General features: G+C 54.8%; 23 protein-coding genes and 1 pseudogene. 12 read left to right on the forward strand and 12 right to left on the reverse strand.

Annotated features, from left to right (window positions below; all coding sequences use genetic code 11):
• Positions 1 to 115 precede the first annotated feature (115 nt).
• Entirely contained in the window at positions 116 to 5881 is a 5766-nt protein-coding gene (locus tag NM96_11580) for a hypothetical protein (GenBank protein ID AVR79876.1), read from the forward strand.
• Between the two features lie 424 nt (positions 5882 to 6305).
• Positions 6306 to 7349 carry a nitronate monooxygenase gene (locus tag NM96_11585; GenBank protein ID AVR79877.1) on the forward strand — a complete coding sequence of 348 codons (1044 nt, stop codon included), beginning with the start codon at positions 6306 to 6308 and terminating at the stop codon, positions 7347 to 7349.
• A gap of 193 nt (positions 7350 to 7542) precedes the next feature.
• Here NM96_11585 and NM96_11590 read toward each other — a convergent pair whose 3' ends face one another.
• The 6 genes and pseudogenes from NM96_11590 to NM96_11615 all read right to left on the reverse strand — a co-directional run bounded on the left by NM96_11590 (position 7543) and on the right by NM96_11615 (position 10818).
• Positions 7543 to 7671 (reverse strand): superoxide dismutase, encoded by a 129-nt coding sequence (locus NM96_11590; protein ID AVR79878.1) that lies wholly within the window; start codon positions 7669 to 7671, stop codon positions 7543 to 7545.
• Positions 7672 to 7938: 267 nt separating this feature from the next.
• A pseudogene (locus NM96_11595) lies at positions 7939 to 8004 on the reverse strand (superoxide dismutase).
• A gap of 18 nt (positions 8005 to 8022) precedes the next feature.
• Positions 8023 to 9396, reverse strand: coding sequence for a UDP-N-acetylglucosamine diphosphorylase/glucosamine-1-phosphate N-acetyltransferase (gene glmU, locus NM96_11600; protein AVR79879.1), 1374 nt, complete (start codon positions 9394 to 9396; stop codon positions 8023 to 8025).
• A 113-nt stretch (positions 9397 to 9509) separates the two neighbouring features.
• Complete coding sequence (locus NM96_11605) at positions 9510 to 9701, reverse strand: hypothetical protein (GenBank protein AVR79880.1); 192 nt, start codon at positions 9699 to 9701, stop codon at positions 9510 to 9512.
• A gap of 107 nt (positions 9702 to 9808) precedes the next feature.
• Complete coding sequence (locus tag NM96_11610; protein ID AVR79881.1) at positions 9809 to 10099, reverse strand: spore cortex protein; 291 nt, start codon at positions 10097 to 10099, stop codon at positions 9809 to 9811.
• A gap of 62 nt (positions 10100 to 10161) precedes the next feature.
• A complete protein-coding gene (locus NM96_11615) occupies positions 10162 to 10818 on the reverse strand; it encodes a pyrimidine 5'-nucleotidase (protein AVR79882.1) in 657 nt (218 codons plus the stop codon).
• A 62-nt stretch (positions 10819 to 10880) separates the two neighbouring features.
• Here NM96_11615 and NM96_11620 point away from each other — a divergent pair, with 62 nt between their 5' ends.
• The 6 genes from NM96_11620 (at position 10881) to NM96_11645 (ending at position 15935) form a co-directional block, all read left to right on the forward strand.
• Positions 10881 to 11882, forward strand: coding sequence for a thiamine ABC transporter substrate-binding protein (locus tag NM96_11620; GenBank protein ID AVR79883.1), 1002 nt, complete (start codon positions 10881 to 10883; stop codon positions 11880 to 11882).
• 97 nt (positions 11883 to 11979) lie between these two features.
• Positions 11980 to 12228: a methionine-binding protein gene (locus NM96_11625; GenBank protein AVR79884.1), complete on the forward strand. Its 249-nt coding sequence runs from the start codon at positions 11980 to 11982 to the stop codon at positions 12226 to 12228.
• 168 nt (positions 12229 to 12396) lie between these two features.
• Positions 12397 to 13347: an adhesin gene (locus NM96_11630; protein AVR79885.1), complete on the forward strand. Its 951-nt coding sequence runs from the start codon at positions 12397 to 12399 to the stop codon at positions 13345 to 13347.
• A gap of 3 nt (positions 13348 to 13350) precedes the next feature.
• Positions 13351 to 14937 (forward strand): adhesin, encoded by a 1587-nt coding sequence (locus NM96_11635; protein ID AVR79886.1) that lies wholly within the window; start codon positions 13351 to 13353, stop codon positions 14935 to 14937.
• 2 nt (positions 14938 to 14939) lie between these two features.
• The gene (locus NM96_11640) at positions 14940 to 15329 is read left to right on the forward strand and encodes a hypothetical protein (protein ID AVR79887.1); all 390 of its coding nucleotides are present in this window, start codon (positions 14940 to 14942) and stop codon (positions 15327 to 15329) included.
• Between the two features lie 69 nt (positions 15330 to 15398).
• Positions 15399 to 15935: a suppressor of fused family protein gene (locus NM96_11645; GenBank protein ID AVR79888.1), complete on the forward strand. Its 537-nt coding sequence runs from the start codon at positions 15399 to 15401 to the stop codon at positions 15933 to 15935.
• Between the two features lie 92 nt (positions 15936 to 16027).
• Here NM96_11645 and yccS read toward each other — a convergent pair whose 3' ends face one another.
• On the reverse strand, positions 16028 to 18175 hold the full coding sequence (yccS, locus tag NM96_11650) for a TIGR01666 family membrane protein (GenBank protein AVR79889.1): 2148 nt from the start codon (positions 18173 to 18175) through the stop codon (positions 16028 to 16030).
• A 193-nt stretch (positions 18176 to 18368) separates the two neighbouring features.
• Complete coding sequence (locus NM96_11655) at positions 18369 to 18587, reverse strand: methionine aminopeptidase (protein ID AVR80339.1); 219 nt, start codon at positions 18585 to 18587, stop codon at positions 18369 to 18371.
• Here NM96_11655 and NM96_11660 point away from each other — a divergent pair.
• The 3 genes from NM96_11660 (at position 18510) to NM96_11670 (ending at position 21611) form a co-directional block, all read left to right on the forward strand.
• Positions 18510 to 19430, forward strand: a complete 921-nt coding sequence (locus NM96_11660; GenBank protein AVR79890.1) for an aspartate carbamoyltransferase — start codon at positions 18510 to 18512, stop codon at positions 19428 to 19430. The two genes, NM96_11655 and NM96_11660, sit on opposite strands and share 78 nt — an antisense overlap.
• A gap of 9 nt (positions 19431 to 19439) precedes the next feature.
• A complete protein-coding gene (locus NM96_11665) occupies positions 19440 to 19898 on the forward strand; it encodes an aspartate carbamoyltransferase regulatory subunit (GenBank protein ID AVR79891.1) in 459 nt (152 codons plus the stop codon).
• Positions 19899 to 20198: 300 nt separating this feature from the next.
• Positions 20199 to 21611 carry a transporter gene (locus NM96_11670; protein ID AVR79892.1) on the forward strand — a complete coding sequence of 471 codons (1413 nt, stop codon included), beginning with the start codon at positions 20199 to 20201 and terminating at the stop codon, positions 21609 to 21611.
• A gap of 94 nt (positions 21612 to 21705) precedes the next feature.
• On the opposite strand, the gene NM96_11675 is transcribed toward NM96_11670, so the two are convergent.
• A complete protein-coding gene (locus NM96_11675; protein AVR79893.1) occupies positions 21706 to 22191 on the reverse strand; it encodes a dihydrofolate reductase in 486 nt (161 codons plus the stop codon).
• Positions 22192 to 22400: 209 nt separating this feature from the next.
• On the opposite strand from NM96_11675, the gene NM96_11680 reads away from it, so the two are divergent.
• Positions 22401 to 23291, forward strand: coding sequence for a DegV family EDD domain-containing protein (locus NM96_11680; protein ID AVR79894.1), 891 nt, complete (start codon positions 22401 to 22403; stop codon positions 23289 to 23291).
• A gap of 300 nt (positions 23292 to 23591) precedes the next feature.
• On the opposite strand, the gene NM96_11685 is transcribed toward NM96_11680, so the two are convergent.
• From NM96_11685 to NM96_11695, 3 genes are all read right to left on the reverse strand, one after another.
• Positions 23592 to 24695: a peptide chain release factor 2 gene (locus NM96_11685; protein ID AVR79895.1), complete on the reverse strand. Its 1104-nt coding sequence runs from the start codon at positions 24693 to 24695 to the stop codon at positions 23592 to 23594.
• Positions 24696 to 24820: 125 nt separating this feature from the next.
• Positions 24821 to 26074: a UDP-N-acetylglucosamine 1-carboxyvinyltransferase gene (gene murA, locus NM96_11690; protein ID AVR79896.1), complete on the reverse strand. Its 1254-nt coding sequence runs from the start codon at positions 26072 to 26074 to the stop codon at positions 24821 to 24823.
• Positions 26075 to 26277: 203 nt separating this feature from the next.
• Positions 26278 to 26742, reverse strand: coding sequence for an N-acetyltransferase (locus NM96_11695; protein ID AVR79897.1), 465 nt, complete (start codon positions 26740 to 26742; stop codon positions 26278 to 26280).
• Positions 26743 to 26754: the final 12 nt, after the last annotated feature.

Genomic DNA, 26754 nt, shown 5'->3' on the forward strand with positions numbered 1-26754 from the left:
GAATAAGATGCTTTCATTTTTGGTCGTTGGATCGGATGTTTGAAAAGCAAGTCATTCCGACAATCCGATAACATATTAAATTTATTTGTTTAACATTTTAAGTTAGAGAGTAAGCATGAATAAAATCTATCGTGTCGTATGGAACGAAACCACACAGGCGTGGAACGCGGTGGCAGAATTTGCCAAAGCGCATGGGAAAACAGCTTCATCAAGCATAGGCGGTATTGTTGCCTCCGCAGGCGTGCGCTTCGCGTTTACCGCCATCATGTCCAGTCTGCTGCTTGCCAGCGGTCAAGCTATGGCTACAGACAATTCTTACCTGCTCAACTTGGGTAACAACGTCAAAAACGCCTTGGGCGGTAAAACTGCAATCGACGGTGAGGGCAACCTAACCCTGAACGATTTGGGCGGCACAGGCAAAGCCAATGTTCACGACGCTTTGGAAGCGATGAACAACAAAATCAACCAATTGGGCGGCGGCTTGGGTGGCGGCGGCTCCAGCCATTTTTACAGTGTTCAGACGCCTTCAAATGACCGTGGTAACTACAACAATAATGGCGCAACCGGACTGGATGCTCTGGCGGCAGGCGCGGACGCGCAGGCAGCGGGCGCATTTGCCGTAGCGGTCGGTACAGGCGCGCAGGCGGCAATTTCTAACTCTATCGCCATCGGTAAAAACGCCACTGTCAACGAAGACACTGCATCCGATATGGCTGTCAACGGTTTGACTAAAGGCGAAGGCTCCGTCGCCATCGGCTCAAACACCAAGGCCAGCGGCACCAACGCCACAGCCGTCGGCCAATCATCCAATGCTTACGGTCAAAACTCTTTAGCAGCCGGTCAATCATCCAATGCAGTGGGTAAATCCAGCGTAGCGCTTGGTGACGGTGCAAATGCCACCCAAGACTCCGCCACAGCACTCGGTCCATATAGCCAGTCCACGGCGGCAGGTGCGACCGCGTTGGGTTTCAATACCCGCGCGACTGCTTTCGGTACCGTCGCAGCAGGACGGAACAGCAAAGCCGTTGCCAATAATGCCGTAGCAATGGGTAACGAAGCTGACGCGCAAAAAGAAGACACCATCGCCATCGGCTACAACGCCCAAGCCACGCAAAACCGTGCCGTGGCCTTCGGCAAAAACGCCAAAGCCACCGCAGGTGATTCCTTTGCCTTGGGCGACGCGGCAAAAGCCTCTGAAAGCAACGCCATTGCCTTCGGTAAAAACGCCAATGCCGCTCATGCAGACTCCATCGCATTGGGTGCCAATTCCGCGACTGAAGCAGCCGTTCAGACGACCTCTGCTACCGTTGGTGGTCTGACTTTCGGCAACTTTGCAGGCAACGCCCCTGAGTCCACACTCAGCATCGGCACGGCAGGCAAAGAGCGTACGATTACCAACGTCGCCGCAGGCCGCATCAGCGACAGCAGCACCGACGCAGTGAACGGCAGCCAGCTTTATGCGACTCAAAACGTCATGAACAACATCGGTACGACCGCAGTCGGCTTATTGGGTGGCAATGCAGCCATTGCGAATGACGGCACTATTAAGATGACTAACATCGGCGATACCGGCAAAGACAACGTTCACGACGCAATCAAGTCAGTGAAAGAGACTGCCGAGAAAGGCTGGAACCTGAAAGCCAACGACGAAACCTCGTCTGAAAAAATCGCCGCAGGCGACACCGTGACCGTGAAACAAGGTAAGAACATCCGAGTGAAACGCAGCGGTAAAGAGCTGACGGTTGAGACTGAAGACGATGTCGAATTCGGCACTGTTTCTGCTACTACCGTACTTGCCGACAGCTTCATCTCCGGCAACAGCGTACTGAGCGGAGAAGGTCTGAAGATCGGTGCGGACGGTTCGCCAAGCCAAGTGTCTCTGACCAATGCCGGTCTGAACAACGGCGGCAACAAGATTGCCAACGTAGCCAAAGGCGTAAAAGACACTGACGCCGTCAACGTCGCCCAGCTGAACGAACAACTCGCCGCCACTGAAAAAACCACCACCGTCGTTGCCGGTAAGAACGTGACCGTCAGCGAAAAAGTGGACGGCAACAACACCGAGTACACCGTCAACGCCGACAAGACCACCCTCAGCCAAGCGGCGGGCGGTGCGGTTAAAGTCAGCGAAGGTGCGAAAGACGCCGACGGTGTCACCGATTACGCCCTCGACCTGACCGATGAAACCAAAGCCGACATCGCCAAAGGCGTAGCGGCGAAAGATGCGGTGGACAACAAAGGTCTGACCTTTGCCGCCGACAACGGCACGACCGGTGCGAAGAAACTGGGTGACAGCCTGAGCGTCAAAGGCGACGGCAACATCCTGACCCGCGCCGACGAAAACGGCATCGGCTTCTCGCTGGCCGACAAGATTACCGTCGGCAAAGCAGGCAACGGCAACAAACCGCTCGTAATCGACGGTACCGCCGGTCTGATTTCCGGTCTGAGCAACACCACTCTGGGCGGTGCGGACTTTGCCACTAAAGGCCAAGCCGCAAGCGAAGAGCAGTTGAACGCAGCCCAAATCAACCTGGCGAACCTGCTCGGCGGTAACGCAGCCAACGACAAAGGCAACGTCACCACTACCGACATCGGCGGTACAGGCAAAGACAACGTCCATGACGCCATTGCCGCAGTCAAAGAAACTGCCGACAAAGGCTGGAACCTGAATGCCAACGACGAAACCTCGTCTGAAAAAATCGGCGCAGGCGACACCGTAACCTTCAAAGAAGGCAAAAACGTCAAAGTCAGCCGCAACGGTAAACACATCACCGTAGCGACTTCAGACGACGTCTCCTTCGACAAAGTGACCGTAGGCGGCAGCGTTCTGACCGACAACGGACTGACTGTGGGCAACGGCAAGGCAGGCAAGCCCGTCAGCCTGACCAAAGACGGTCTGAACAACGGCGGCAACAAAGTCACCGACATCGCCGCAGGCGAAGCCGACACCGACGCAGTGAACGTTGCACAGCTCAAAGCAGCCGCAGCGAAAGCCACGTCCAAAGTGGACAGCGGCAACGACAACATCGTCGTCACCCCCGAGCAAAATGCCGACGGCAGCACCACTTACAAAGTGGCGACTGCACCTAACCTGAAAGCCGACAGCTTCACCGCAGGCGATACCGTTGTGAACAACGACGGCGTCAAAGTCGGCGACAAAGTGGCACTGGGCAAAGACGGTCTGAAAGCAGGCGATGTGAACATTACTGCTGACGGCATCAACGCAGGCAACAAAGCCATCAGTAATGTTGCCGCCGGTGTGAAAGACACCGACGCCGTCAACGTCGCGCAGCTGAACGAACAACTCGCCGCCACTGAAAAAACCACCACCGTCGTTGCCGGTAAGAACGTGACCGTCAGCGAAAAAGTGGACGGCAACAACACCGAGTACACGGTTAACGCCGACAAGACCACCCTCAGCCAAGTGGCGGGCGGTGCGGTTAAAGTCAGCGAAGGTGCGAAAGACGCCGACGGCGTTACCGATTATGCTCTCGACCTGACCGACGAAGCCAAAGCCGACATCGCCAAAGGCGTAGCGGCGAAAGACGCGGTGGACAACAAAGGTCTGACCTTTGCCGCCGACAACGGCACGACCGGTGCGAAGAAACTGGGTGACAGCCTGAGCGTCAAAGGCGACGGCAACATCCTGACCCGCGCCGACGAAAACGGCATCGGCTTCTCGCTGGCCGACAAGATTACCGTCGGCAAAGCAGGCAACGGCAACAAACCGCTCGTAATCGACGGTACCGCCGGTCTGATTTCCGGTCTGAGCAACACCACCCTGGGCGGTGCGGACTTTGCCACTAAAGGCCAAGCCGCAAGCGAAGAGCAGTTGAACGCAGCCCAAGCCAACCTGGCGAAAATCCTCGGCGGTAACGCGGCCAACAACAAAGGCAACGTGACCACCACCGACATCGGCGGTACAGGCAAAGACAACGTCCATGACGCCATTGCCGCAGTCAAAGAAACTGCCGACAAAGGCTGGAACCTGAACGCCAACGACGAAACCTCGTCTGAAAAAATCGGCGCAGGCGACACCGTAACCTTCAAAGAAGGTAAAAACGTCAAAGTCAGCCGCAACGGTAAGAACATCACCGTAGCGACTTCAGACGACGTCTCCTTCGACAAAGTGACCGTAGGCGGCAACGTCCTGACCGACAACGGACTGACTGTGGGCAACGGCAAAGCAGGCAAACCTGTCAGCCTGACCAAAGACGGTCTGAACAACGGCGGCAACAAAGTGTCCGACATCGCCGCAGGCGAAGCCGACACCGACGCAGTGAACGTTGCACAGCTCAAAGCAGCCGCAGCGAAAGCCACATCCAAAGTGGACAGCGGCAACGACAACATCGTCGTTACACCTGAGCAAAATGCCGACGGCAGCACCACTTACAAAGTGGCGACCGCACCCAACCTCAAAGCCGACAGCTTCACCGCAGGCGATACCGTTGTGAACAACGACGGCGTTAAAGTCGGCGACAAAGTGGCGCTGGGCAAAGACGGTCTGAAAGCAGGCGATGTCAACATCACTACCGATGGCATCAACGCAGGCAACAAAGCCATCAGTAACGTTGCCGAAGGTAAGAAAGACACCGACGCAGTGAACGTTGCACAGCTCAAAGCAGCTGCAGCGAAAGCCACATCCAAAGTGGAAAGCGGCAACGACAACATCGTTGTCACGCCTGAGCAAAATGCCGACGGTAGCATCACTTACAAAGTGGCGACCGCACCTAACCTCAAAGCCGACAGCTTCACCGCAGGCGATACCGTTGTGAACAACGATGGCGTTAAAGTCGGCGATAAAGTGGCTCTGGGCAAAGACGGTCTGAAAGCAGGCGATGTCAACATCACTGCCGACGGTATCAATGCAGGCAACAAAGCCATCAGTAACGTTGCTGAAGGCAAGAAAGATACTGATGCAGTAAATGTTGGACAGTTGAACCGTCTGACCGCTGCTGCTAAGACAGAAGTCGAAGCCGGTACCAACATCGCCAGCGTGAGCAGCAAACAAGGTGCGAACGGTCAAACCGTTTACACCGTGAACGCAGACGGCGCGAGCGTCTCCGCAGGTTCTGACAACATCGTCGTAACCAAAGGCAACAAAGATGCTAACAACGTAACCGACTACGCCGTCGACCTGTCTAAAGCCGTCAAAGCCGACATCGCCAAAGGCGTCGCGGCGAAAGACGCGGTAGACAACAAAGGCATCAGCTTCGCAGGCGACAGCGGTACGACCGTTGCCAACAAACTGGGCGATACCGTGGCGGTTAAAGGCGATGCCAACATCACCACCACCGCAGGCGCGAACGGCATTCAGGTCGGCCTCAACAAAGACCTGAAAGTAGACAGCGTCAAAGCAGGCGATACCGTTGTGAACAACAACGGCGTCAACGTCGGCGACAAAGTGGCGTTGGGTAAAGACGGTCTGAAAGCAGGCGATGTGAGCATCACTGCCGACGGTATCAACGCAGGCGGTAAGAAAGTGACCGGCGTCGCCGCAGGCACCGTCGCCGCAGACAGCACCGATGCGGTTAACGGCAGCCAGTTGTATCAAGCTAATCAGGCGATTAACCAAAGGGTGACCAACCTTGGCAATTACGTGGTGAACATGGGCAACCAAATCAACCAACGTATCGACAATGTGGAAAGCGACTCCAAAGCCGGTACCGCAGCAGCCATGGCGGTGGCTGGTCTGCCGCAAGCCTACCTGCCGGGTAAGAGCATGATGGCGGTTGCAGGCGGCGTATACCGCGGTGAAAGCGGTTACGCAGTCGGCTTCTCCAGCATCTCCGACGGCGGCAACTGGGTCATCAAAGGTACCGCTACCAGCAACTCACGCGGCCACTACGGCGCGACCGCAGGTGTCGGTTACCAATGGTAATTCCGTTGTAAAGCCTGTTTGAAGGCAAAGCAAAGGTCGTCTGAAAACCCGAAACAGGGTTTTCAGACGACCTTTTTCTATATCGGATTGAATGGGACGGGGTTTGCTTTCCGAACATGCTCAGTTTCGCAAACACACGATTCAAACAAAACATTATAGTGGATTAAATTTAAATCAGGACAAGGAGACGAAGCCGCAGACATTACAAATAGTACGGCAAGGCGAGGCAACGCCGTACTGGTTTAAATTTAATCCACTATAAAACCAAACGCGGCGGTTTGTTTTCAGACGACCCCGCAGAATATCCGACTATTTTTTGTGGCAAAATCGGGTTTGTGCCACATCGTTAGCCTGCTATTCAACATTTAAAAACATTCAAACCGGCTGACAAAACAGACGAAACAAATAACAAGGAGAAACAGACATGAGCCGCATTTTATCCTCACTGCGCTATCCGCTGATTCAAGCACCGATGGCGTTTGCGCATGACACAGAGCTGCCTTTGGCTGTCGGCAAAACCGGCGCTTTGGGTTCGTTGGCGGGAGCGATGTACGACGCGGCGGGTTTGGAAAAAGCGTTGGCACGGATGAAGCAGGAGGGAGGTGGCTGTCCGTACAACCTCAACTTTTTCGCCCACCGCACGCCGTCTGCCGAACGCGCGCAATACGATGCCTGGTTTGCCGTGCTGCGTCCGTATTTCGAGGCTTACGGGTTGACGGAAAACGACATTCCCAGCGGCGGCGGGCGGCAGCCGTTTGATGCCGATGTGTTGGCATGTGTGGAACGTTACCGCCCGCCTGTGGTCAGCTTCCACTTCGGCTTGCCCGCGCCCGAATACTTGCAGCGCGTCAAAGCGACGGGCGCGGAAGTGTGGAGCAGCGCGACGACGGTCGAAGAAGCCGTCTGGCTGGAACAAAACGGCGCGGATGTCGTGATAGCCCAAGCGTGGGAGGCGGGCGGTCATCGGGGATGGTTTTTAAACCGCAATCCCGACAGCCAAAGCGGCTTGTTCGCCCTGTTGCCCGCCGTCCGCAAGGCCGTGCGCCTGCCCGTCATAGCCGCAGGCGGCGTTTCCGATGCCGCCGCCATCCGCGCCGCGCTGGAATTGGGCGCATCCGCCGTGCAGGTCGGAACCGCTTTCCTGCTCGCGGACGAAGCCCTGACCAAACCCGCCCACCGCGCCGCCATCCAAACCGCCCGTCCCGAAGATACCGTAGTGACCAACTTGTTCAGCGGCGGCGCGGCACGCGGACTTTACAACCGTTTCATACGCGAAGCCGGTCCGATGAATGACGCAGCGCTCCCGTTCCCCTTGGCAGGCGCAGCCGCCGGCGCCTTGAAAGCCACTGCCGAAAAACAAGGCTGCTATGACTTTTCCCCATTTTGGGCAGGACAAAACGCAGGACTGTGCCGCCCCGGCAGCGCGGCGGAAATCGTCGAACGGCTGTGTGGCGGCATCGAGCGTTAGGACGGTTTGAATACGGGCAAGGCGGACATGGCAAACAAGGTCGTCTGAAAACGGGGGGAGTGAGTTTGTTTCTCCCAAACTCAAATCTCAAAGTTTTCAGACGACCTTGTTTTAACTTGCAACCTGCCCCCTCTCCCATCCGGCGGGAGAGGGCTGGGGAGAGGGTGGTTCTGCGGATTGCACGAATTTGATTTTACCTAAACCTCAGAAGCCACCCCCATCCTAACCTTCCCCCGCTAGACGGGGGAAGGGACAGATTGCTGTTGCAGCAACGAGTAGCATGGGCTTTGCCCGCGAAACGAATGCCGAAATGGATGCCCATTCGGCTGTTGGCTGATTTAGATTGTTAAATAGAAGATTTCGTGGGCGCAGCCCACGCTACTTGGGTTATCACAAGTCTGTTTTGATTGAGTAAAGGGTCGTCTGAAAACGAGCGTGAACGAGTTTATCCAAAACTCGAATCTCAAAGTTTTCAGACGACCTCGTTTTTATCTGCAACCTGCCCCCTCTCCCGTCCGGCGGGAGAGGGCCGGGGAGAGGGTGGCTCTACGGGTTGTACGAATTTATTTGACCTAAAGTCACAAAGCCACCCCCATCCTAACCTTCCCCCGCCGGAAGGGGGAAGGGACAAGTTGCTGTTGCTGCAACGAGTTGCGCTGGGCGGTTTACCGCTTTATTTCTTATCGCCTTTTTCCGGACGCACCCAGCCTTCGATGACGGTTTGGCGGGCGCGGGCGAGGGTGAGTTTGTTGTCTTCGACGTTTTTGGTAATCGTGCTGCCTGCGCCGGTTGTAACTTTGTTGCCGAGTTTGACAGGGGCGACTAAGACGCAGTTGGAGCCGATGCGGACTTCGTCGCCGATAACGGTTTTGTATTTGTTTACGCCGTCGTAGTTGGCGATGATTGTGCCTGCGCCGAAGTTGGTTTTGCTGCCGACTTCGGCGTCGCCGATGTAGGTGAGGTGGTTGGCTTTGGTGCCTTTGCCGATGGCGGCGTTTTTGATTTCGACGAAGTTGCCGACGTGTACGTCGTCTGAAAGGCGGGCTTGCGGACGCAGGCGGGCGTAGGGGCCGATTTGGTTGTTTTGTCCGACTTCGCAGTCTTCGAGGTGGGAGAAGGGGGCGATTTTGCTGTTTGCGCCGATTTTGGCGTTTTTGATGACGCAGTTTGCGCCGATTTCGACGTTGTCGCCGATTTCGATGTCGCCTTCGAGGACGACGTTGACGTCAATCACGATGTCTTGTCCGTGTTTCAGACGACCCCTTAAATCAAAGCGGGCGGGGTCGCGCAGGGTTACGCCTGCTTTGAGCAAGGCTTGCGCCTGTTCGGTTTGGAAGATGCGTTCGAGTTCGGCGAGCTGGAGTTTGTTGTTCACGCCGGCGGCGAGGTGGGAGGCGCGCACTTGGACGGGATGGACTTTGATGCCGTCGGCAACGGCTTTGGCGATGAGGTCGGTCAGGTAGTATTCGCCTTGGGCGTTGTTGCTGGAGAGGCTGTCCAGCCAGTTTTTGAGTTTGGCGTTGGGCAGGACGAGGATGCCTGTGTTGATTTCGCGGACGGCTTTTTGGGCGGCGTCGGCGTCTTTTTCTTCGACGATGGCGGTTACGCTGCCTTGGCTGTCGCGGATGATGCGGCCCAAGCCTGTCGGGTCGGCGGGAACGTCGGTCAACAGGCCGACTTCGCTGCCGGCGGCTTCGAGCAGGGTTTCGAGGGTGGCGGTGTCAATCAGGGGGACGTCGCCGTACAGCACCAGCGTGCGGCCTTCGGCGGCAAGGTGCGGCAGGGCGGTTTTGACGGCGTGGCCGGTGCCGAGCTGTTCGGTTTGTTCGACCCAGACGACGTCGCGTTTGACGGTGTCCAAAACTTGGTCTTTGCCGTGTCCGATGACGACGCAGATGTTTTGCGGATGAAGCGCGGCGGCGGTGTCGATAACGCGCTCTACCATGGGCTTGCCGCCGATTCGGTGCAGCACTTTGGGCATTTTGGAATACATGCGCGTGCCTTTGCCGGCGGCGAGGATGACGATGTTGAGGGGTGTGGCGGACATGATGGGCTTTCTCGAATGCAATGTTGATGAAGGGGGTATTTGGGGGTCGTCTGAACGGGGTTTTGAGGTTTCAGACGACCTTTTTATTTGGGTTCGGTGTGCGGACGTGGGGATTATGGTTTATTGGGTTTGGGGTTCCAGCGGTACGAGTCGGCATGGCTGCCGTGTTCCAAGCGGTCGAGTGTGGTCGGCTTCAGGGGCGTACGCGCGGATGTGTCGGCGGGACGGCTGTCGAAGTCGTAGCGGTCTGTGGTGCAGCCGCTCAGGATGGCGGCGGTAACGAAAATCAGGGCGAGGGGGCGCATGGTTTTCTCCTTGTGAAGGACGGCAGATAGGGAACGAATGCGATTGCGGTTATGTTTGAGGTCGTCTGAAACGGAAAAGACGGTTTCAGACGACCTATGCGGGCGGATTATTCCTCAGTTTGCGTTTCGGGCGCGGCGTGTCCGGCGCCTTGGGGTTTGTTCCATGTTGTGCCGCGTACGTTTTCTTGGTCGCCGTGCAGCGGTTTGAGGGTGCGGCGTTCGGGGCGGTATTGGTTGTAACGCATATCGCGGGAGTAGGTGCCGTCTTCGTAATAGATGCGCGTGCCTTTTTCGTATTTGGGGCGCAGGGAGGTGTGGCCGGATTCGTTTTGGTAGGTTTCCCAAGTACAGCCGGTCAGGGTGGCTGCGGTGGCGAGGATGAGGGCGGTGTATCGCATGATGGTTGTCCTTGTGGTCGGGCGGATTTGTGCCGTTGTTCAAACCCGATATTGTAAAGGTTTCAGACGAGTACCGACAGTTTTTCGGCGCATTCGGCGAGCGCCTGCATATCTTTTGCAACGGCGTCGGTAAAGGGCAGGGGATGGGCTTTGCTGCCGAACCATATGGTTTTCATGCCCAGCTCTTTGGCTTGGTGCAGGTTGTCCGCGCTGTCGTCGATCATGATGCACTGTTCGGGCGCAGCGTCGAGCAGGCGGCAGACGGTCAGGTAGGCTTGCGGGTCGGGCTTGTAGCGCAGTCCGAAGTCGTCCGTGCCGAGAAGTGCGTCAAAACGGTTTGCCAAACCCAATGCCCCGATAATGGCGCGGACGTAAAACGAAGGGCCGTTGGAAAAAACGGCTTTGCGTCCTTTCAGACGACCTAAAACGCTTTCGGTTCCCTCCATGCCTTGCAATTTTGCCAAGATTTGCGCGATGGGATGGCTTTCGCGCAGAAATTCGCAGATGTCGATTTCGGGATGGTGGATTTGCAGGCCGGCAAGCGTCGCGCCGTACCGGTGCCAATAGTCCTGACGCAGGTCGGATGCCGCTTCTTCAGAGAGTTTGAGGCGTTGTGCCATGTAGTCGGTCATGGCGCGGTTGATGATGTAAAAAATGCCGGCATCGGCGTTGTGCAGCGTGTTGTCGAGGTCAAAGAGCCAAACGGGGGAAAGGTTCATGTCGTGTGTTGGTGCGGATTTTGTTATGATGTTTCGTATTTTACCCGTACAAAGGTTAGAGAATGAAACTGAAATTATCCGCCCTCGCCTTCTTGCTGGCTTCGGCAAACTTATCCGCCCAGACCGAAGTGCGCCTTGCCGTGCACAAATCCTTCAGCCTGCCCCAATCCGTCCTCGCGCAGTTTGAAAAAGCCAACGACGCCAAAGTCTCCGTTATCAAAGCGGGCAGCGGCAACGAAATGCTCAACAAGCTGATTCTCAGCAAGGCCAACCCGATTGCCGACGCGGTTTACGGTTTGGACAACGCCAACATCGGCAAAGCGCGCGAAGCAGGCATACTGGCGGCGGCGCAGCCCAAATCCGCGCCCGTTTCAGCGGGAATGCCCGTCATCGCGGCAGTCAATTACGGCTACGTTACCCTCAACTACGACAAAAAATGGTTTGAACAGAAAAAACTGCCGCTGCCCAAAACCTTGCAGGACTTGACCCGCCCAGAATATAAAAACCTGCTGGTTACGCCCTCGCCCGCCACGTCCTCGCCCGGACTTGCCTTCCTGATGGCGAACATCGGCGGCATGGGCGAAGAGGGCGCGTTCAAATGGTGGGCGCAGATGCGTCAAAACGGCGTGAAAGTCGCCAAAGGCTGGAGTGAAGCTTATTACACCGACTTCACCCAAAACGGCGGCGCCTACCCGCTCGTCGTCAGCTACGCCGCCAGCCCCGCCGCCGAAGTCCACTACTCCAAAGGCAAATACAGCGTGCCGCCGACCGGCAACCTCTTCCTCAAAGGCGGCGTGTTCCGCCAAGTCGAAGGCGCGGCAGTCTTGAAAGGCGCGAAACAGCCCGAGCTGGCGGCGAAACTCGTACAGTGGTTGCAAAGCGGCGAAGTGCAAAAAGCCCTGCCGACCGAAATGTGGGTCTATCCCGCCGTGAAAAACACGCCGCTGCCCAAAGTCTTCGAGTTCGCCCAAGCCCCGAAACACACCGACTCGCCCAGCCGCAACGACATCGACACCAAGCAGAAACAATGGGTCAGCCGCTGGACGAAGACTGTGTTAAGGTAAGCGGAAAGGTCGTCTGAAAACCCCAAAACGGTTTCAAACTGATCGAAACCACGTTTCAGACGACCCCTTACCGTTTCGTTTTGAATGAAGGAATCCCATGAAGAAGCCCCTACTCTACGCCTTCACGCTGACCGCACTTGGCGGCTGTTTCTACACCGAAACCCCTTACGGCCGCACCGCCGTCCTCGACCTGCCCGTCCATTCCCAAACCACCATCAACAAAACCGTTACCGTCAACGCCCCGCCGGGAACGACCGTCATCTATCAGGACAGCGAGCCGGTACACCGCTACGGCTATCCCTACCCACCTTACCCGCGCCCGTATCCCGCGCGTCGGATTTATTAAGATCAAAAGGTCGTCTGAAAAATTAATTTCTGCTTTCAGACGACATTATCCTTTTGTCCTTCAAATATACCGTTTAAGTTGTTCTTTACATTTTTTGTTTAAAATTAAATTAAACTAAGGAAGGTTAACCAACCTCAGTTTTTTTAATACGCAAATCTAAGGAACAACATGAAAATTCTTCTCTCTACACTTACCCTATCCGCCCTCCTGCTCACCGGCTGCGGTACACTGACCGGCATTCCTTCACACGGCGGCGGCAAACGCTTTGCCGTCGAACAAGAACTCGTCGCCGCCTCGTCCCGTGCCGCCGTCAAAGAAATGGATCTGTCTGCCCTGAAAGGCCGAAAAGTCGCCCTTTACGTTTCTACCATGGGCGATCAAGGATCGGGCAACATTACCGGCGGACGCTACTCCATCGACGCATTGATTCGCGGCGGCTACCAAAACAACCCCGACAGCGCCACCCAATACACCTATCCCACCTACGATACTACTGCCACTACCAAAGCTGACGCGCTCTCCAGCGTTACCACTTCCACATCGCTTTTGAACGCCCCCGCTGCCGCCCTGACCAGAAACAACGGACGCAAAGGCGAACGGTCTGCCGGACTGTCCGTCAACGGCATGGGCGACTACCGCAACGAAACCCTGATTACCAACCCCCGCGACGTTTCCTTCCTGACCAACCTCGTACAAACCATCTTCTACCTGCGCGGCATCGAGGTCGTACCGCCCGAATACGCCGACACCGACGTATTCGTAACCGTTGACGTATTCGGCACCATCCGCAGCCGTACCGAACTACACATCTACAACGCCGAAACCCTTAAAGCCCAGACCAAGCTCGAATATTTCGCCGTTGACCGCAACAGCCGAAAACTGCTGATCAAACCCACTTCCGCCGCCTACGAATCCCAATACAAAGAAAAATACGCCCTTTGGACCGGTCCTTACAAAGTCAGCAAAACCGTCAAAGCTTCAGACGGCCTGATGGTCGATTTCTCCGACATCACCCCCTACGGCGACACAACCGCCCAAAACCGTCCCGACTTCAAACAAGGCAATGCCCAAAACCTTGATGTCAGCGACGAAGTCATCCGCCGCCGTGAAGGAGAATAAACCGTGAAACCGCTGCGCAGACTGACAAACCTCCTTGCCGCCTGCGCCGTAACGGCGGCTGCCTTCGGGCAGCCCGCCCTCGCGGCGGAATTAGCGGGAGATCCGTTCATCAAACAGAATATCAATCGGGAAAATTTCGAGCCCGGCGGGAAATACCATCTTTTTGGCAGTAGGGGGGCTTTAGCCGAACGTACCGGCTCCATCGGTTTGGAAGGTATCCAAAGCAACCAAATGGGTAACCTGCTTATTCAACAAGCAACGATCAAAGGCAATCTTGGTTATACCGTCCGTTTTTCTGGACACGGACACGAAGTCCACTCTCCCTTCGACAATCATGCCAGCCGTTCTGCTTCAGACGAGCAGGGTAACCCTGTCAACGGATTTACCTTGTACAAACTCGAGTGGAGCGGACACGAACACCATCCTGCCGACGGATACGACGGACCTCAAGGCGGTGGCTATCCTGCTCCCAAAGGTGCACGTGATATATACAGCTATGATGTAAAAGGTATCGCGCAAAACATCAGCCTGAACATAACGGACAATCGTAGTACACAACAGCGACTAACTGATCGTTTTGACAATGCAGGCAGAATGCTGACGCAAGGCATAGGCGATGGCTACCGCAGGGCAACCGAATACAATCCCGCATTGAACAAATTAGGCAATGCCGCCGAAGCTATTAATGGTTCGGCAGACATCATTAAAAATGTCATCGGTGCAGCAGGCGAGATTATCGGAGCAGGCGATGCTGTACAAGGTATAGGCGCAGGCATAGACATTGCTACCATGCACGGTTTAGATTTGCTTTCCACCGAAAACAAAATTAAAGCTGTCAGCAATTTGGGTGGTTTGTCGCAATTCCAGAACAATGCCACAGAAACTGTCCGTGATTGGGCGGTCAGAAACCCGAATGCGGCACAAGGAGCAGAAGCACTTGGTAATATCGCCAAAGCGATTGTCCCTGTTACCAAAGGGGCGGAATATGCTCAAACCCGATACGACTGGGGTGGTATAGGTGCAAGCACCGTCAAACAGTCGCAGATGGGCGCAGTTGCATTGCCGAAAGGGAAAGCACCTGTCGGGGAAAATTTTTCCCAAGCCCAACAAGGACGGTACAGTTATGATTCACCGTACCACTCCCGCACTGTCAGAACGGAATTGGAACAGCGTTACGGCAAACAAAATGTCAAATCCTCGACAGTACCGCCGTCAAACGGCAAAAATGTCAAACTGGCAAACCAAAGCCACCCGAAGACCGGGGTGCCGTTTGACAGTAAAGGATTTCCGAATTTTGAAAAAGACGTAAAATACGATACAAGAATTAATACCAAGGAGTTCAGATCGAAGGGTTCGACAGGGCAAATGAGGCTGGCGACCAAGGATCTGGCGGAAGCCATTCAAAAAGGACAGGTTCGCAAGTCAAGCTTTAACACAGAACAATTAAGGGCAATCGAAAAAGGCAAAGCCAAAATTCCCGGCTATACTTGGCATCATCATCAAGATACAGGAAGGATGCAATTGATTGGTGAAGACTTGCATCATGATACCGGCCATATTGGTTGGGAAGCGATGAACAAAGGAAGGTAACTATGTGGAAAATCATAAAAGAAGATAGTTATGATTTAGGATTTGCAATTAAATGCTTATTCTCTCAATCTATTGATTTAAATGAATTCAAGTTATGGATTGAGCAAGTAATAAGAGATATGCCCATCGAGGACATCCCTTTTTATATTTTTGACTTGGCGGATTTCGATGGGGTAATTGCCGATATTGACAATATTGTAGGTTTTATTTCGAGTTACAGCCTATCAAAATCGAAAAAAAATGCCTTGACAGGCATTGCCTTCTTAAGGGGGATAGATGTCTATGACCCTCCCGTTTCAAAAGAAAAAGCATTAAAAGCCTTAGAGAAATATCCTGAAATTTATCAGAAGTTTCAGCATTTCTTTCCGTTTGTAGAACTGCCTCCGCTTTAAAGGGTAAAAAGGTCGTCTGAAAAACCAACTTTGGTTTTTCAGACGACCTTTGAAAACAGGCTAAAAAGCATGGACTACAACCAAACTGTTTTATCTCACTTGCAAAGATTTTGGAAACATCATGATATTAAAAGATTTACTTGGGCTTTAGGAAGAATTGTTGAAGAACTTCCCGATTTCCAAGTTTTCCAAGTGATTCCTAACCATGCAGATGAGCCTTGGGTTTATGTCAGCTCCGGGATAGGTCCATTTTTAGGACAGGAGTTTTTTATCGTCAGCCCGTTTGAAACGCCTGAACATATTGAGACCTTGGCAATGCTGGCATCTGCAAGTATGCATTATCCTGATCAATTTCAATTAGGGAAAACCGTCAATATCGGCAGACCGTGGGTTGAGCAATCATCCTTCCAGCATTTTCTGATTTCTCTGCCTTATCCTTATGGGCAAGAGTTGGAATATATGGATAATGTCCGATTTTTTTGGTTATTGCCGATTACTCATCAAGAGAGGCTTTTTTTAGATACTCATTCGGTAGAAGAATTGGAAACAAGATTTGATGAGCTAGGTATTGATTATTTAGATATAAATCGTGCAAGTACTATATAGCAGGGTAGATTAAAAACCCAACAATCAAAAGGTCGTCTGAAAAACCTTGTTTCTGGTTTTCAGACGACCTTTCGTTTATCTGCCGATTAATATTACGCAACCTGCGGAATGGCTTCGATGTCGTGCAGGCTGCGGTAGCAGGGATCGAGCTGTTTGGCGATGAGGGTGAGCTGCCGGTGGAGGATGTGGCTTTGACGTTCGTCGCCTGCCTCTGTTTGTAAGGCTTCCAAGTCGGTTCGGATTTGGGAGAGGGTCGTCTGAAAATCTTGTTCGCTTGTTTGCGGGAGGCGTTCGAGCAGGTCGGCGATGCGGTAGCCGCTTTGGTAGAACTTGCGGACGAAGTCGGGGCTGCACGCGCCGTCCATTTCGCTGCGGTATGCGCCGAGCGCGGAGATGTAGCCGGTCAGGGCGTAGCTGGTTTTGAGGAGGGTGAAGCCGCTTTGCAGGTTGTTGCCGTATTTTTTGGGTTCGCTGCTCATGTCGGAGAGGGTGCTGCTGAGGGTGGCGGTGCGCTCGTGGGCTTGGCGGCGGACGGTGCGGTATTCGACGTCGTCGGCGATGCCGTATTGGAGCTGGTCGAGGATTTTTCTGAGGTAGGCGCCGTTGCCGCCGACGGTTTGGGCGGCGGTTTTTTCGAGGGTGAGGTAACGCCAGTCCGGCCAGAGGTAGGTGACGGCTGCCCACGCGAGGACGGAGCCGACGATGGTGTCGATGATGCGGACGGGCATGGCGGCATAGACGTCCAGCCCGGCGAGGGAGAAGCTGGTGAGGGCTTGGATGGTGATGAAGAAGGTGGAGAAGCTGTATTTGTAGCTTCGGGTCATGAAAAACAGGGTGGTGCTGGCGATGACGATCCAGAGTTTGGTTTCGACGGAGGGGGTGAAATAAGGCACGAGGGAGCCGACGATGACGCCGAGGATGGTGCCGGCAATGCGTTGGTACACGCGGCTTTTGGTGGCGGTGTAGTTGGGTTGGCAGACGAAGAGTGCGGTCAGGAGTATCCAGTAGCCGAGGTTGAGATGGAGGATTTCGACGATGGTGCAGGAGGCGGCAACGAGGATGGAGAGGCGCGTGGCGTGACGGAACACGCCCGACTCAAAGTTGAGCTGGCTGCGGACGGTCTGCCAAACGTTTTTCAAGCTGCTGTTTTCGAGGGCGGCGATGCGGGTGTCGCTGCTGTTTTCGTTTTCGGCGGGGGAATCGCTGTGTTGGAGTTGGCGCAGTTGGTGGTCGACGCTGCCGAGGTTGTCGAGCAGGCGGCGGATGTGGTGGATGTTGCGGCTTTCGGGGTGGTCGTCGGTGTAGTGGGCGAGGGATTGGCGGCAGCCTTCCATCGCGCGTCCGAGACGTTTGCTGTATGTGTAGTCTTTGCCGTTCCTCAGGGCGGCGGCAACGTTGCGGCACGCCTGCCCCTGCATTTCGAGCAGGCGGCGGATGCGGAAGATGAGATCGGTGTTTTTGAGAGTGTCGGTCAGCTCGGTGTAGTCGGCGTGGGCGGAACTGACGCGTTCGTGTATGTCTTGGGCGGTGAAGTAGTAGCGCAGCATTTTGGCGGTGCGCGGGTGGCGGTGTTTGCCACGCAGGCGGTAAAACAGGGCGGCGCGGCATTGGTTGAAGGCGCTGATGACGCCGGTGTTGCTCATGGCGAGGTCGATTTGGCGGTTGCCGAGCCAGGCGGCTTCGTCGGGATCGAAAAAGTCGGCTTTGGCGTCAAAATACCCGCCGAGCGCTTCGTAGGCGTTGGCGACGCTTTCTTGAACGGGGCGGTGCGGGAGGATGATTTGGAAAACGAGCGTGCAGGTGCTGTATAACACGGTCCCGAGCAGAATCATGACGGGATTGGTCAGCCAGAAGGTTTCGGGGGTGTAGGTGAGCGTGGTGTAGGTGGCGACGGCAAGTGCGCCGAACGCGAAAGTGCGGTATTTCAGCCCGACCGCGCCCAAAATGGTAAAGCCGAACGTCATCAGGGTCATGGCGAGGATGAAGGGCAGGCCGGTGCCGAGCGTGCTTTGGGCGACGAGCGACGAGAGGGTGAACAGGGCGACGGTGATGATGATGTTTTTCAGACGACCTGTCAGGCGGTTGTCCAAATCGACGAGGCCGCCCGCGATGATGCCGAGTACGAAAGGCATGGCGAGCTTGGGCGTGCCGAACCGCCAGACGAGGGTTGCGGCGATAAAGACGCTGGCGAAGACGGGCAGCGAGGTGATGATGAGGGGTTTGAGCGGCGGGAGTTTCATCGTATTGGGCGCGGCTTTAAATGGGAATGGTTTGATTATTATGAATGAAATGAAACGGTATTCTAACAGGATTTTAGGGCGGGACGGGGGCTATGGGGTCGTCTGAAAACGCAAACTGTCACCATTTTCAGATGACCTTTTTTCACGAAAATCCGAAACCCCATCCCGTCAAATATGCGATAATGCCGCCACCTCAAACCGATTTCAGACGACCCATGCGCCTTAACGCCCGCCCCGCCCGTTTTGCCCGTACCGCACGCCGCGGCGCGTCCGTCGTTGTTTCGTAAAACCCCGCCTCAGCGGGGTTTTTGCCGAATTGAAGAAAGGAAGCCGAATGCCCAACCCGCTTTACCGACAACACGTCATCTCCATTTCCGACCTGACGACCGAACAGCTCGAGCTGCTCCTGCAAACCGCCCTCAAACTCAAAGCCGACCCGCGCGACGACCTGCTCGAAGGCAAACTCATCGGCTCATGCTTTTTCGAACCCTCCACCCGCACGCGCCTGTCGTTTGAAACCGCCGTACAACGCTTAGGCGGCAAAGTCATCGGCTTTTCCGACGGCGCCAACACCAGCGCGAAAAAAGGCGAAACCCTCGCCGACACCGCCCGCATCATCTCCAGCTACACCGACGCCATCATCCAACGCCACCCCAAAGACGGCGCGGCGCGCGTGTCCGCCGAGTTTTCCAAAGTCCCCGTCATCAACGCCGGCGACGGCACCAACCAACACCCCAGCCAAACCCTGCTCGACCTCGTGACCATCTACGAAACCCAAGGTCGTCTGAACAAGCTCAAAATCGCCATGGCGGGCGACCTCAAATACGGCCGCACCGTCCATTCCCTCTGCCAAGCCCTCAAACGCTGGGACTGCGAATTCGCCTTCGTCTCCCCGCCCAGCCTCGCCATGCCCGAATACATCACCGAAGAACTCGAAACCGCAGGCTGCCGCTACCAAATCCTGCCCGACCTCGAAGCCGCCGTCGAATGGGCGGACATCCTATACATGACCCGCGTCCAACGCGAACGCTTCGACGAACAAGAGTTCGCCAAAATCCAAGGCAAATTCAACCTCAACGCCGCCATGCTCGCCAACGCCCGCCCCAACCTGCGCGTGCTGCACCCCCTGCCGCGCGTTGACGAAATCCACCCCGACGTCGATGCCACGCCGCACGCCTACTATTTCGAGCAGGCGACCAATGGCGTTTACGCCCGCATGGCGATTTTATCGCTGGTGTTGAACGAAGAAGTATAAGGAGCAAATATGGAAACCCCCAAACTCAGCGTCGAAGCCATCGAAAAAGGCACCGTCATCGATCACATCCCCGCCGGCAAAGGCCTGATTATCCTGCGCCAATTCAAACTGCTGCACTACGGCAGCGCCGTCACCGTCGGCTTCAACCTGCCCAGCAAAACCCAAGGCAGCAAAGACATCATCAAAATCACCGGCGTCTGGCTGGACGACAACGCCGCCAACCGCCTCGCCCTCTTCGCCCCCGAAGCCGTCGTCAACACCATCGACCACTTCAAAGTCATCAACAAACGCCGGCTCACCCTGCCCGAAGAAATCGCCGAAGTGTTCCGCTGCCCAAACACCAACTGCGCCAGCCACGGCGAGCCGGTGAAAAGCCGCTTCTACGTCCGCAAACAAAGCGGACAGACCAAGCTCAAATGCCACTACTGCGAAAAAACCTTCAGCCGTGATTCTGTGACGGAGGCTTAGTTTTAGTTATAAAGCTGAACCAGCATAAATGCGAAAGGTCGTCTGAAAACTTGAAAATCAGGTTTTCAGACGACCTCTTTACATTTGGGAAGTGTTGTCGGTTTCACAACAAACGATAATTCAAAGGCATGAAAGAGAAATGACTTCCCTGCAACAATCGAATAGGATTAAAACCGTGCAAAGAATCGAAAAGATTAGGCAAAAACGGTAAGGTGGTATAGAATCGAGCACCTATACTAATCGGATAGAGGCGTTTGTTTCAGACGACCTCTTTATTATTTGAATGTAGGTTTTAAGAAAATGACGAACTCACCTATTAAACAAACCGTAATCTTACTCAGCGCAGTCTTCTTTTCCGGCGCAGTCCACGCTTCGGGCTACCATTTCGGTACGCAGTCGGTCAACGCGCAAGGCACTGCCAACTCTTCCGGCGCGGAAGCCGCCGACGCATCGACCATCTTCTACAACCCCGCCGGTCTGTCCAAACTCGACAGCAGCCAAGTTTCCGTCAACGCCAACATCGTCCTCCCCAGCATCCACTACGAAGCCGATTCCGCACAATACTATCAAGGCGGCGATGTTTCCGGCTCGAAAAGCGGCAAAATCACCAAAACCACCGTCGTTCCGCACCTCTACGGCGCATACAAAGTCAATGACGACGTAACTTTGGGCTTGGGCGTTTACGTCCCTTTCGGCTCTGTCACCGAATACGAAAAAGATTCCGTGCTGCGCCACAACATCAACAAACTCGGCCTTACCAGCATCGACATCGAGCCGGTCGTCGCTTGGAAAGCCAATGAAAATCATGCTTTCGGTGCCGGCCTGATCGCCCAATATTCCAAAGCCGAATTGCGCAAATATTCCGACTGGGATGCCTCCGGCGCTATTAGCCAACTCGCCAGCGGCCTTGCTTCACGCGCCGCCGGCCGCCCTGTATCCGTCAGCGCGCAAGGCAAATCTGACGGACACGCCGAAGTTAAAGGCCACGACTGGGGCTTCGGCTATCAACTTGCCTGGATGTGGGACATCAATGACCGCGCACGGGTCGGCGTGAACTACCGCTCCAAAGTATCACACACCCTCAAAGGCTCGGCAGAATGGGAAGCCGACGGCGCATACGCCCGCCGCGCTTGGGATTTGGGCGCGCTTGCCGCCCGCGGTTACGTTCCGCATGAAAAAGCAAGCGTCAAAATCGTAACCCCCGAATCCTTGTCCGTTCACGGCATGTACAAAGCCACCGACAAATTCAACCTGTTCAGCGATGTAACTTGGACGCGCCACAGCCGCTTCAACAAAGCGGAACTGGTTTTTGAAAACACCAAAAACGTCGTCAACGGCAAATCCGACCGCACCGTCATCACCCCCAACTGGCGCAATACTTACAAAGTCGCGCTCGGCGGTTCTTACCAAGTGACCGACCCGCTGCAACTGCGCGCAGGCATCGCCTTTGACCGCTCGCCCGTCAAAAACGCCGGCTACCGCATGAACAGCCTGCCCGACGGCAACCGCATCTGGTTCTCGCTCGGCGCGAAATACCATATCGGCAAAAACCACGTCCTCGATGCCGCTTACAGCCACATCCACATCAACGACACCCGCTACCACACCGCCCGCGCGACCGGCAGCGATGTGGACAGCAAAGGCGCATCCGGCGCGCGTTTCAAAAACCACGCCGACATCGTTGGATTGCAATACACTTACAAATTCAAGTAAACTGTTTTGCGCCGACATCAAAAGGTCGTCTGAAAACCAATATCCAGGTTTTCAGACGACCTTTTTTAATATACGGACTCAAAGAAATGCTTGGTCAACGGCGGACATAGTGGACAAAGGCGTATCCGATACCTTTCGCGCTTATGTGTGTTTCACGCAACTGCTCTTTCCATTCATCCGATGAAAATTCAGGGAAAAAAGCGTCTCCGGATACATCGAGCGACACCTCGGTTAGGCGCAAATCGGTTGCATACGGTAGGGCTTGGGCGTAAATCTGCGCACCGCCCATGATGATGATTTCTTCGGCATCCGCACACAATGCCAATGCTTCTTCCAGCTCGGAAACGGTTTCCGCCCCTTCGGCAAGATAATCCGACTGACGGGTAATAACGATATTGCGGCGGCCGGGTAAGGGTTTCTTAGGAAGGGATTCCCATGTTTTACGCCCCATGACGACCGGTTTGCCCGTGGTATAGGTTTTGAAAAAGGCAAAGTCTTCGGGCAGATGCCAAGGCATGGTGTTGTTGATGCCGATACAACGGTGGGCGGCATAAGCGGCAATCAGAGTGATTTTTTGCATGAGCATCCTTGTTTGAGGCTGAAAGCCAGTATTGTAAACGATATGGCGTATAGGCGGTTTTCTTCTTGGCATCCTAAAATATGACTTACGGTAATAATCATATAGACAATAATAAACATACCGTTTATCATTTAAACATACCGTTTGTCTTAACGGTTAAATCATATTAAGGGATAGATTTTCATTGTCGGATATTCGAGGGAGAAAGTATGCCGGGTTCTTATGCATTGTACCGCTGTGCGGTTTTATCGACATCCAGCGGTTCAGTTGACAGTATGGCCGGACGCGACAGCACCATACATATTCTGCATTTAAACATTTCGTTTAATCATCAATGGCATGCAGACGGTTCAGATGTTAACAACAAAGAATATTGCGACTGGCGCACCAATCATCTGGATGACCCGATCAGCACGCTGCCACCTTGCGAAGACGAATTGTTCAAAACATTCAATTATCTGGTGGAGCAGGGCTATTACGAAGCCATCGTTACGACGTTGAGTCACAAATTGAGCGACTCGGCGGATGTTATCCGCAAAATGGCGGCGCAGTTTCCACAATTGAAAATCCATGTTATCGACACAGGTACCTGCTGTATGCCGGAAGGCTTTTTCGCCATGGAGGCGGAACGGCTGCTTCGGGCAGGCCTGCCTCCCCAAACGGTCGTCTCACACTTGGAAAGCCTCAAGCCTTATTGCCACATCGTATTCGGACTTTCTTCGCTCAAGTCCCTTTCTTTGGGCGGCACGCTTTCCCGCGTCGGCGCGTCTTTCGGCGATTGGCTCGGATTGCGTAACGTCCTGCACTTTTCGCAAGACAATTTGGAACGCTTGGAAACCGTTACCGACGATGTCAAAATGTTTGATTCCATTATTGCCAATACCGTCAGCCTGATGAACGACAAGCCGAAAGACCAATTTATCCTCGGTGGCCTTTATACCGGCGATGAAGAACGTTACCAACTGTTTGCCGAACGTTTCTTTGAAAAAACCGGAAGGCGGCTCGGGCAGGGCGTACCAGTATCCCCCGTTGTCGCTGCGCACGTCGGTATCTGCGGCGTCGGCGTGGGAATGGTGGAACGCATTGCAGCCCCTGTCTGAAAATTTCAAAGCAAAGTCATATCTTAAAGACTATGGGCATTGCTTGTTTGAATTGACGGTCTGATGATTAAATAGATGTCGGTTGGAGATGATCTGAATATTCAGTGTAGGCTTTGCCGAAGGCCTGCCATGCCGACAAGAATTGGGTTTTATGCGCATTTATTTCGCAGGGAAATCCCATGTGTTGTGGTCGGTTATGCCATGACTTTGTGTCGTGGCTAATTTGACGGATAGGAAACAAAAAGGTCGTCTGAAAACTGAAATCTCTGGTTTTCAGACGACCTTTTTGTATTTTAGGTTTTACACGCCTTGTTTCAGGCTGGCTTCGATGAAGCCGTCCAAATCGCCGTCCAATACGGCTTTGGTGTTGCCGACTTCGTAGCCTGTGCGCAAGTCTTTGATGCGCGAGGAGTCCAAGACGTATGAGCGGATTTGGCTGCCCCAACCCACATCGGACTTGCCTTCTTCCAATGCCTGTTTCTCTTCGTTGCGTTTGCGCATTTCCAATTCATACAGTTTGGATTTCAGCATTTCCATCGCAGCGGCTTTGTTGGCGTGTTGCGAACGGTCGTTTTGACACTGCACCACAATCCCCGTCGGCTCGTGGGTAATACGCACGGCGGAGTCGGTTTTGTTGATGTGCTGGCCGCCCGCGCCCGATGCGCGATAGGTGTCGATGCGCAAATCGGCGGGGTTGATTTCGATTTCGATGGAATCGTCGATTTCGGGGTACACGAACACGGATGAGAACGACGTATGGCGTTTGTTGTTCGAGTCAAACGGCGAGTAGCGCACCAAGCGGTGAACGCCGGTTTCCGTGCGCAGCAAACCGTAGGCGTATTCGCCCTCCACGCGGATGGTGGCGCGGTTGATGCCCGCGATTTCGCCGTCGTCTTCTTCGAGGATTTCGATTTTGAAGCCTTTGCGTTCGGCGTAGCGGCTGTACATACGGAACAGCATGCCCGCCCAGTCTTCCGCTTCCGTACCGCCCGCGCCTGCGGTGATGTCGATAAAGCAGTTGTTCGGGTCGGCGGGCTGGTTGAACATCCGTTTGAACTCCAAATCCGCCATCTGTTTTTCCAGTCCCGCCACGTCTTCCTGCACGGCGGCGAAACCTTCTTCGTCGTTTTCTTCAACAGCCATTTCAATCAGCATTCGGTTGTCTTCGATGCCCGACGCGATGTTGTCGAGCGTCAACACGATGCCTTCGAGGATTTTGCGCTCTTTGCCGATTTCTTGGGCGCGTTTCGGGTCGTTCCACAGCTCAGGGTCTTCGGAAAGGCCGATGACTTCTTCCAATCGGTCTTTCTTGCCCTGATAGTCCATATAGACGCGGATGTCTTCGCTGCGCTTTTCCAAATCGTTCAGGGTGTTGTTGAGCTGGTTGATTACTTCGGCTTCCATGATTCTTGTGTGCTTTCAAAATTTTAGGTGCGTATTGTAAGGGATTTGCGGGCTTTTTTCTATGATAAAGGTCGTCTGAAAACCTGAATCTCAAGTTTTCAGACGACCTTTTTGACACAAGGCTCTTAACCGCGTACCCGTTCGATTTTCGCGCCGACTTGGCCGAGTTTTTTCTCGATGTGTTCGTAGCCGCGGTCGAGGTGGTAGATGCGTTCGACGATAGTTTCGCCGCCTGCGACCAAGCCTGCCATGACGAGGCTGGCGGAGGCGCGCAGGTCGGTCGCCATCACGACGGCGCCGGAGAGTTTTTCCACGCCTTTGACGAAGGCGGTGTTGCCTTCGGTGGTGATGTTTGCGCCCATGCGGTTGAGTTCGGGAACGTGCATGAAGCGGTTTTCAAAGATGGTTTCGATGACGCGGCTGTCGCCTTCGGCAACGGCGTTCATCGCCATAAACTGCGCCTGCATGTCGGTCGGAAAGCCGGGATGGACGACGGTGCGGATGTCCACGGCTTTGGGACGTTGCTGCATGTCGATGGAAATCCAGTCGTCGCCTGCTTCGATGATGGCGCCCGCTTCGACGAGTTTGTCCAACACGGCTTCCATGGTTTTGGGAGCAGCGTTGCGCAGGACGACTTTGCCGCCGGCCATGGCGACGGCGCAGAGGAAGGTGCCGGCTTCGATGCGGTCGGGTACGACGCTGTGTTCGCAGCCGTGCAGCTCTTTTACGCCTTCGACGGTCATGATTGATGTGCCGATGCCGCTGATTTTCGCGCCCATTTTGACGAGGCATTCCGCCAAATCGACGACTTCGGGTTCGATGGCGCAGTTTTCGAGGATGGTCGTGCCTTCGGCGAGGGTTGCCGCCATCAGCAGGTTTTCCGTACCGCCGACGGTAACGACGTCCATCACCACGCGGCAGCCTTTCAGACGGCCTTTGGCTTTGACGTAGCCGTGTTCGATGGTGATTTCCGCCCCCATGGTTTCGAGGCCTTTGAGGTGCTGGTCGACGGGGCGCGAACCGATGGCGCAGCCGCCGGGCAGGCTGACTTGGGCTTCGCCGAAACGCGCCAGCGTCGGGCCGAGCACGAGGATGGAGGCGCGCATGGTTTTCACCAGTTCGTAGGGGGCGCAGGTGTTGTTGACGGTGCCGCCGTTGATTTCGAATTCGTGAATGTTGTCGGTCAAAACGCGCGCGCCCATGCCTTGCAGCAGTTTTTGGGTGGTTTTGACGTCGGCGAGCATGGGTACGTTTTTCAGGCGCAGGGTGCCGGAGGTCAAGAGTCCGGCGCACATCAGCGGCAGGGCGGCGTTTTTCGCGCCAGATACGGTGATTTCGCCGTTGAGCGGGCCGTTGGCGGTGATTTTGAGTTTGTCCACAGTGTTTCTTTCGTTGTTAAGACAAGTCCCGACGGCGTTGCCGGCAGGACGGGATTCGTTTAGATTCGGAATTATAAGGGATTTTGACGGTTTTTGCGGGCGGGCGGGGAGAATTCTTCCGAAGGGTGTTTACGGGGTACGAATGGTCGGAAGGGTCGTCTGAACATATCGGGCGCAACCTTGCAATGTCTGTTTCTACGTTTTCAGACGACCTGTAAATCCAGTTTCATCACGGAGACGGTTTCGCCGTTGTGCCATTGCGTCGCGATTTCCCGCCAGCCGTATTTGGCGTAAACCGCCTGTACGTCGGGCGTATAGAGGTAAAGGGCTGGCAGGCGTAAGGAGCGGGCGGTTTGCAGGCAATAGGCGATGAGCGCGCGTCCGATGCCTTTGCCTCGATATTCGGGCAGGATGAATACGTCGCCCAGCCAGTATTCGTATTGCGGAAATTCTTCCATGTCGAAGCGTTTGAGCGCGGCGGAACCGAGCAGCCGTCCGTCTTCCGAAGCTGCGGCAAAGGCGAGCGGCAAACCGTCCCCGTCCAGACATTTTCGGTAATAGGCACGGATTTTTTCAAGCGACGACCACGGGGCGAAGTCGTGCCACTCTTGGTAGAGCGCACGGGAGAGCGGCTCGATGTGGCAGGCTTGCAAGGGGGTGATGTTCATGACGTGTTATCG

The organism is Neisseria mucosa, assembly GCA_003028315.1.
Lineage (GTDB): Bacteria > Pseudomonadota > Gammaproteobacteria > Burkholderiales > Neisseriaceae > Neisseria > Neisseria mucosa.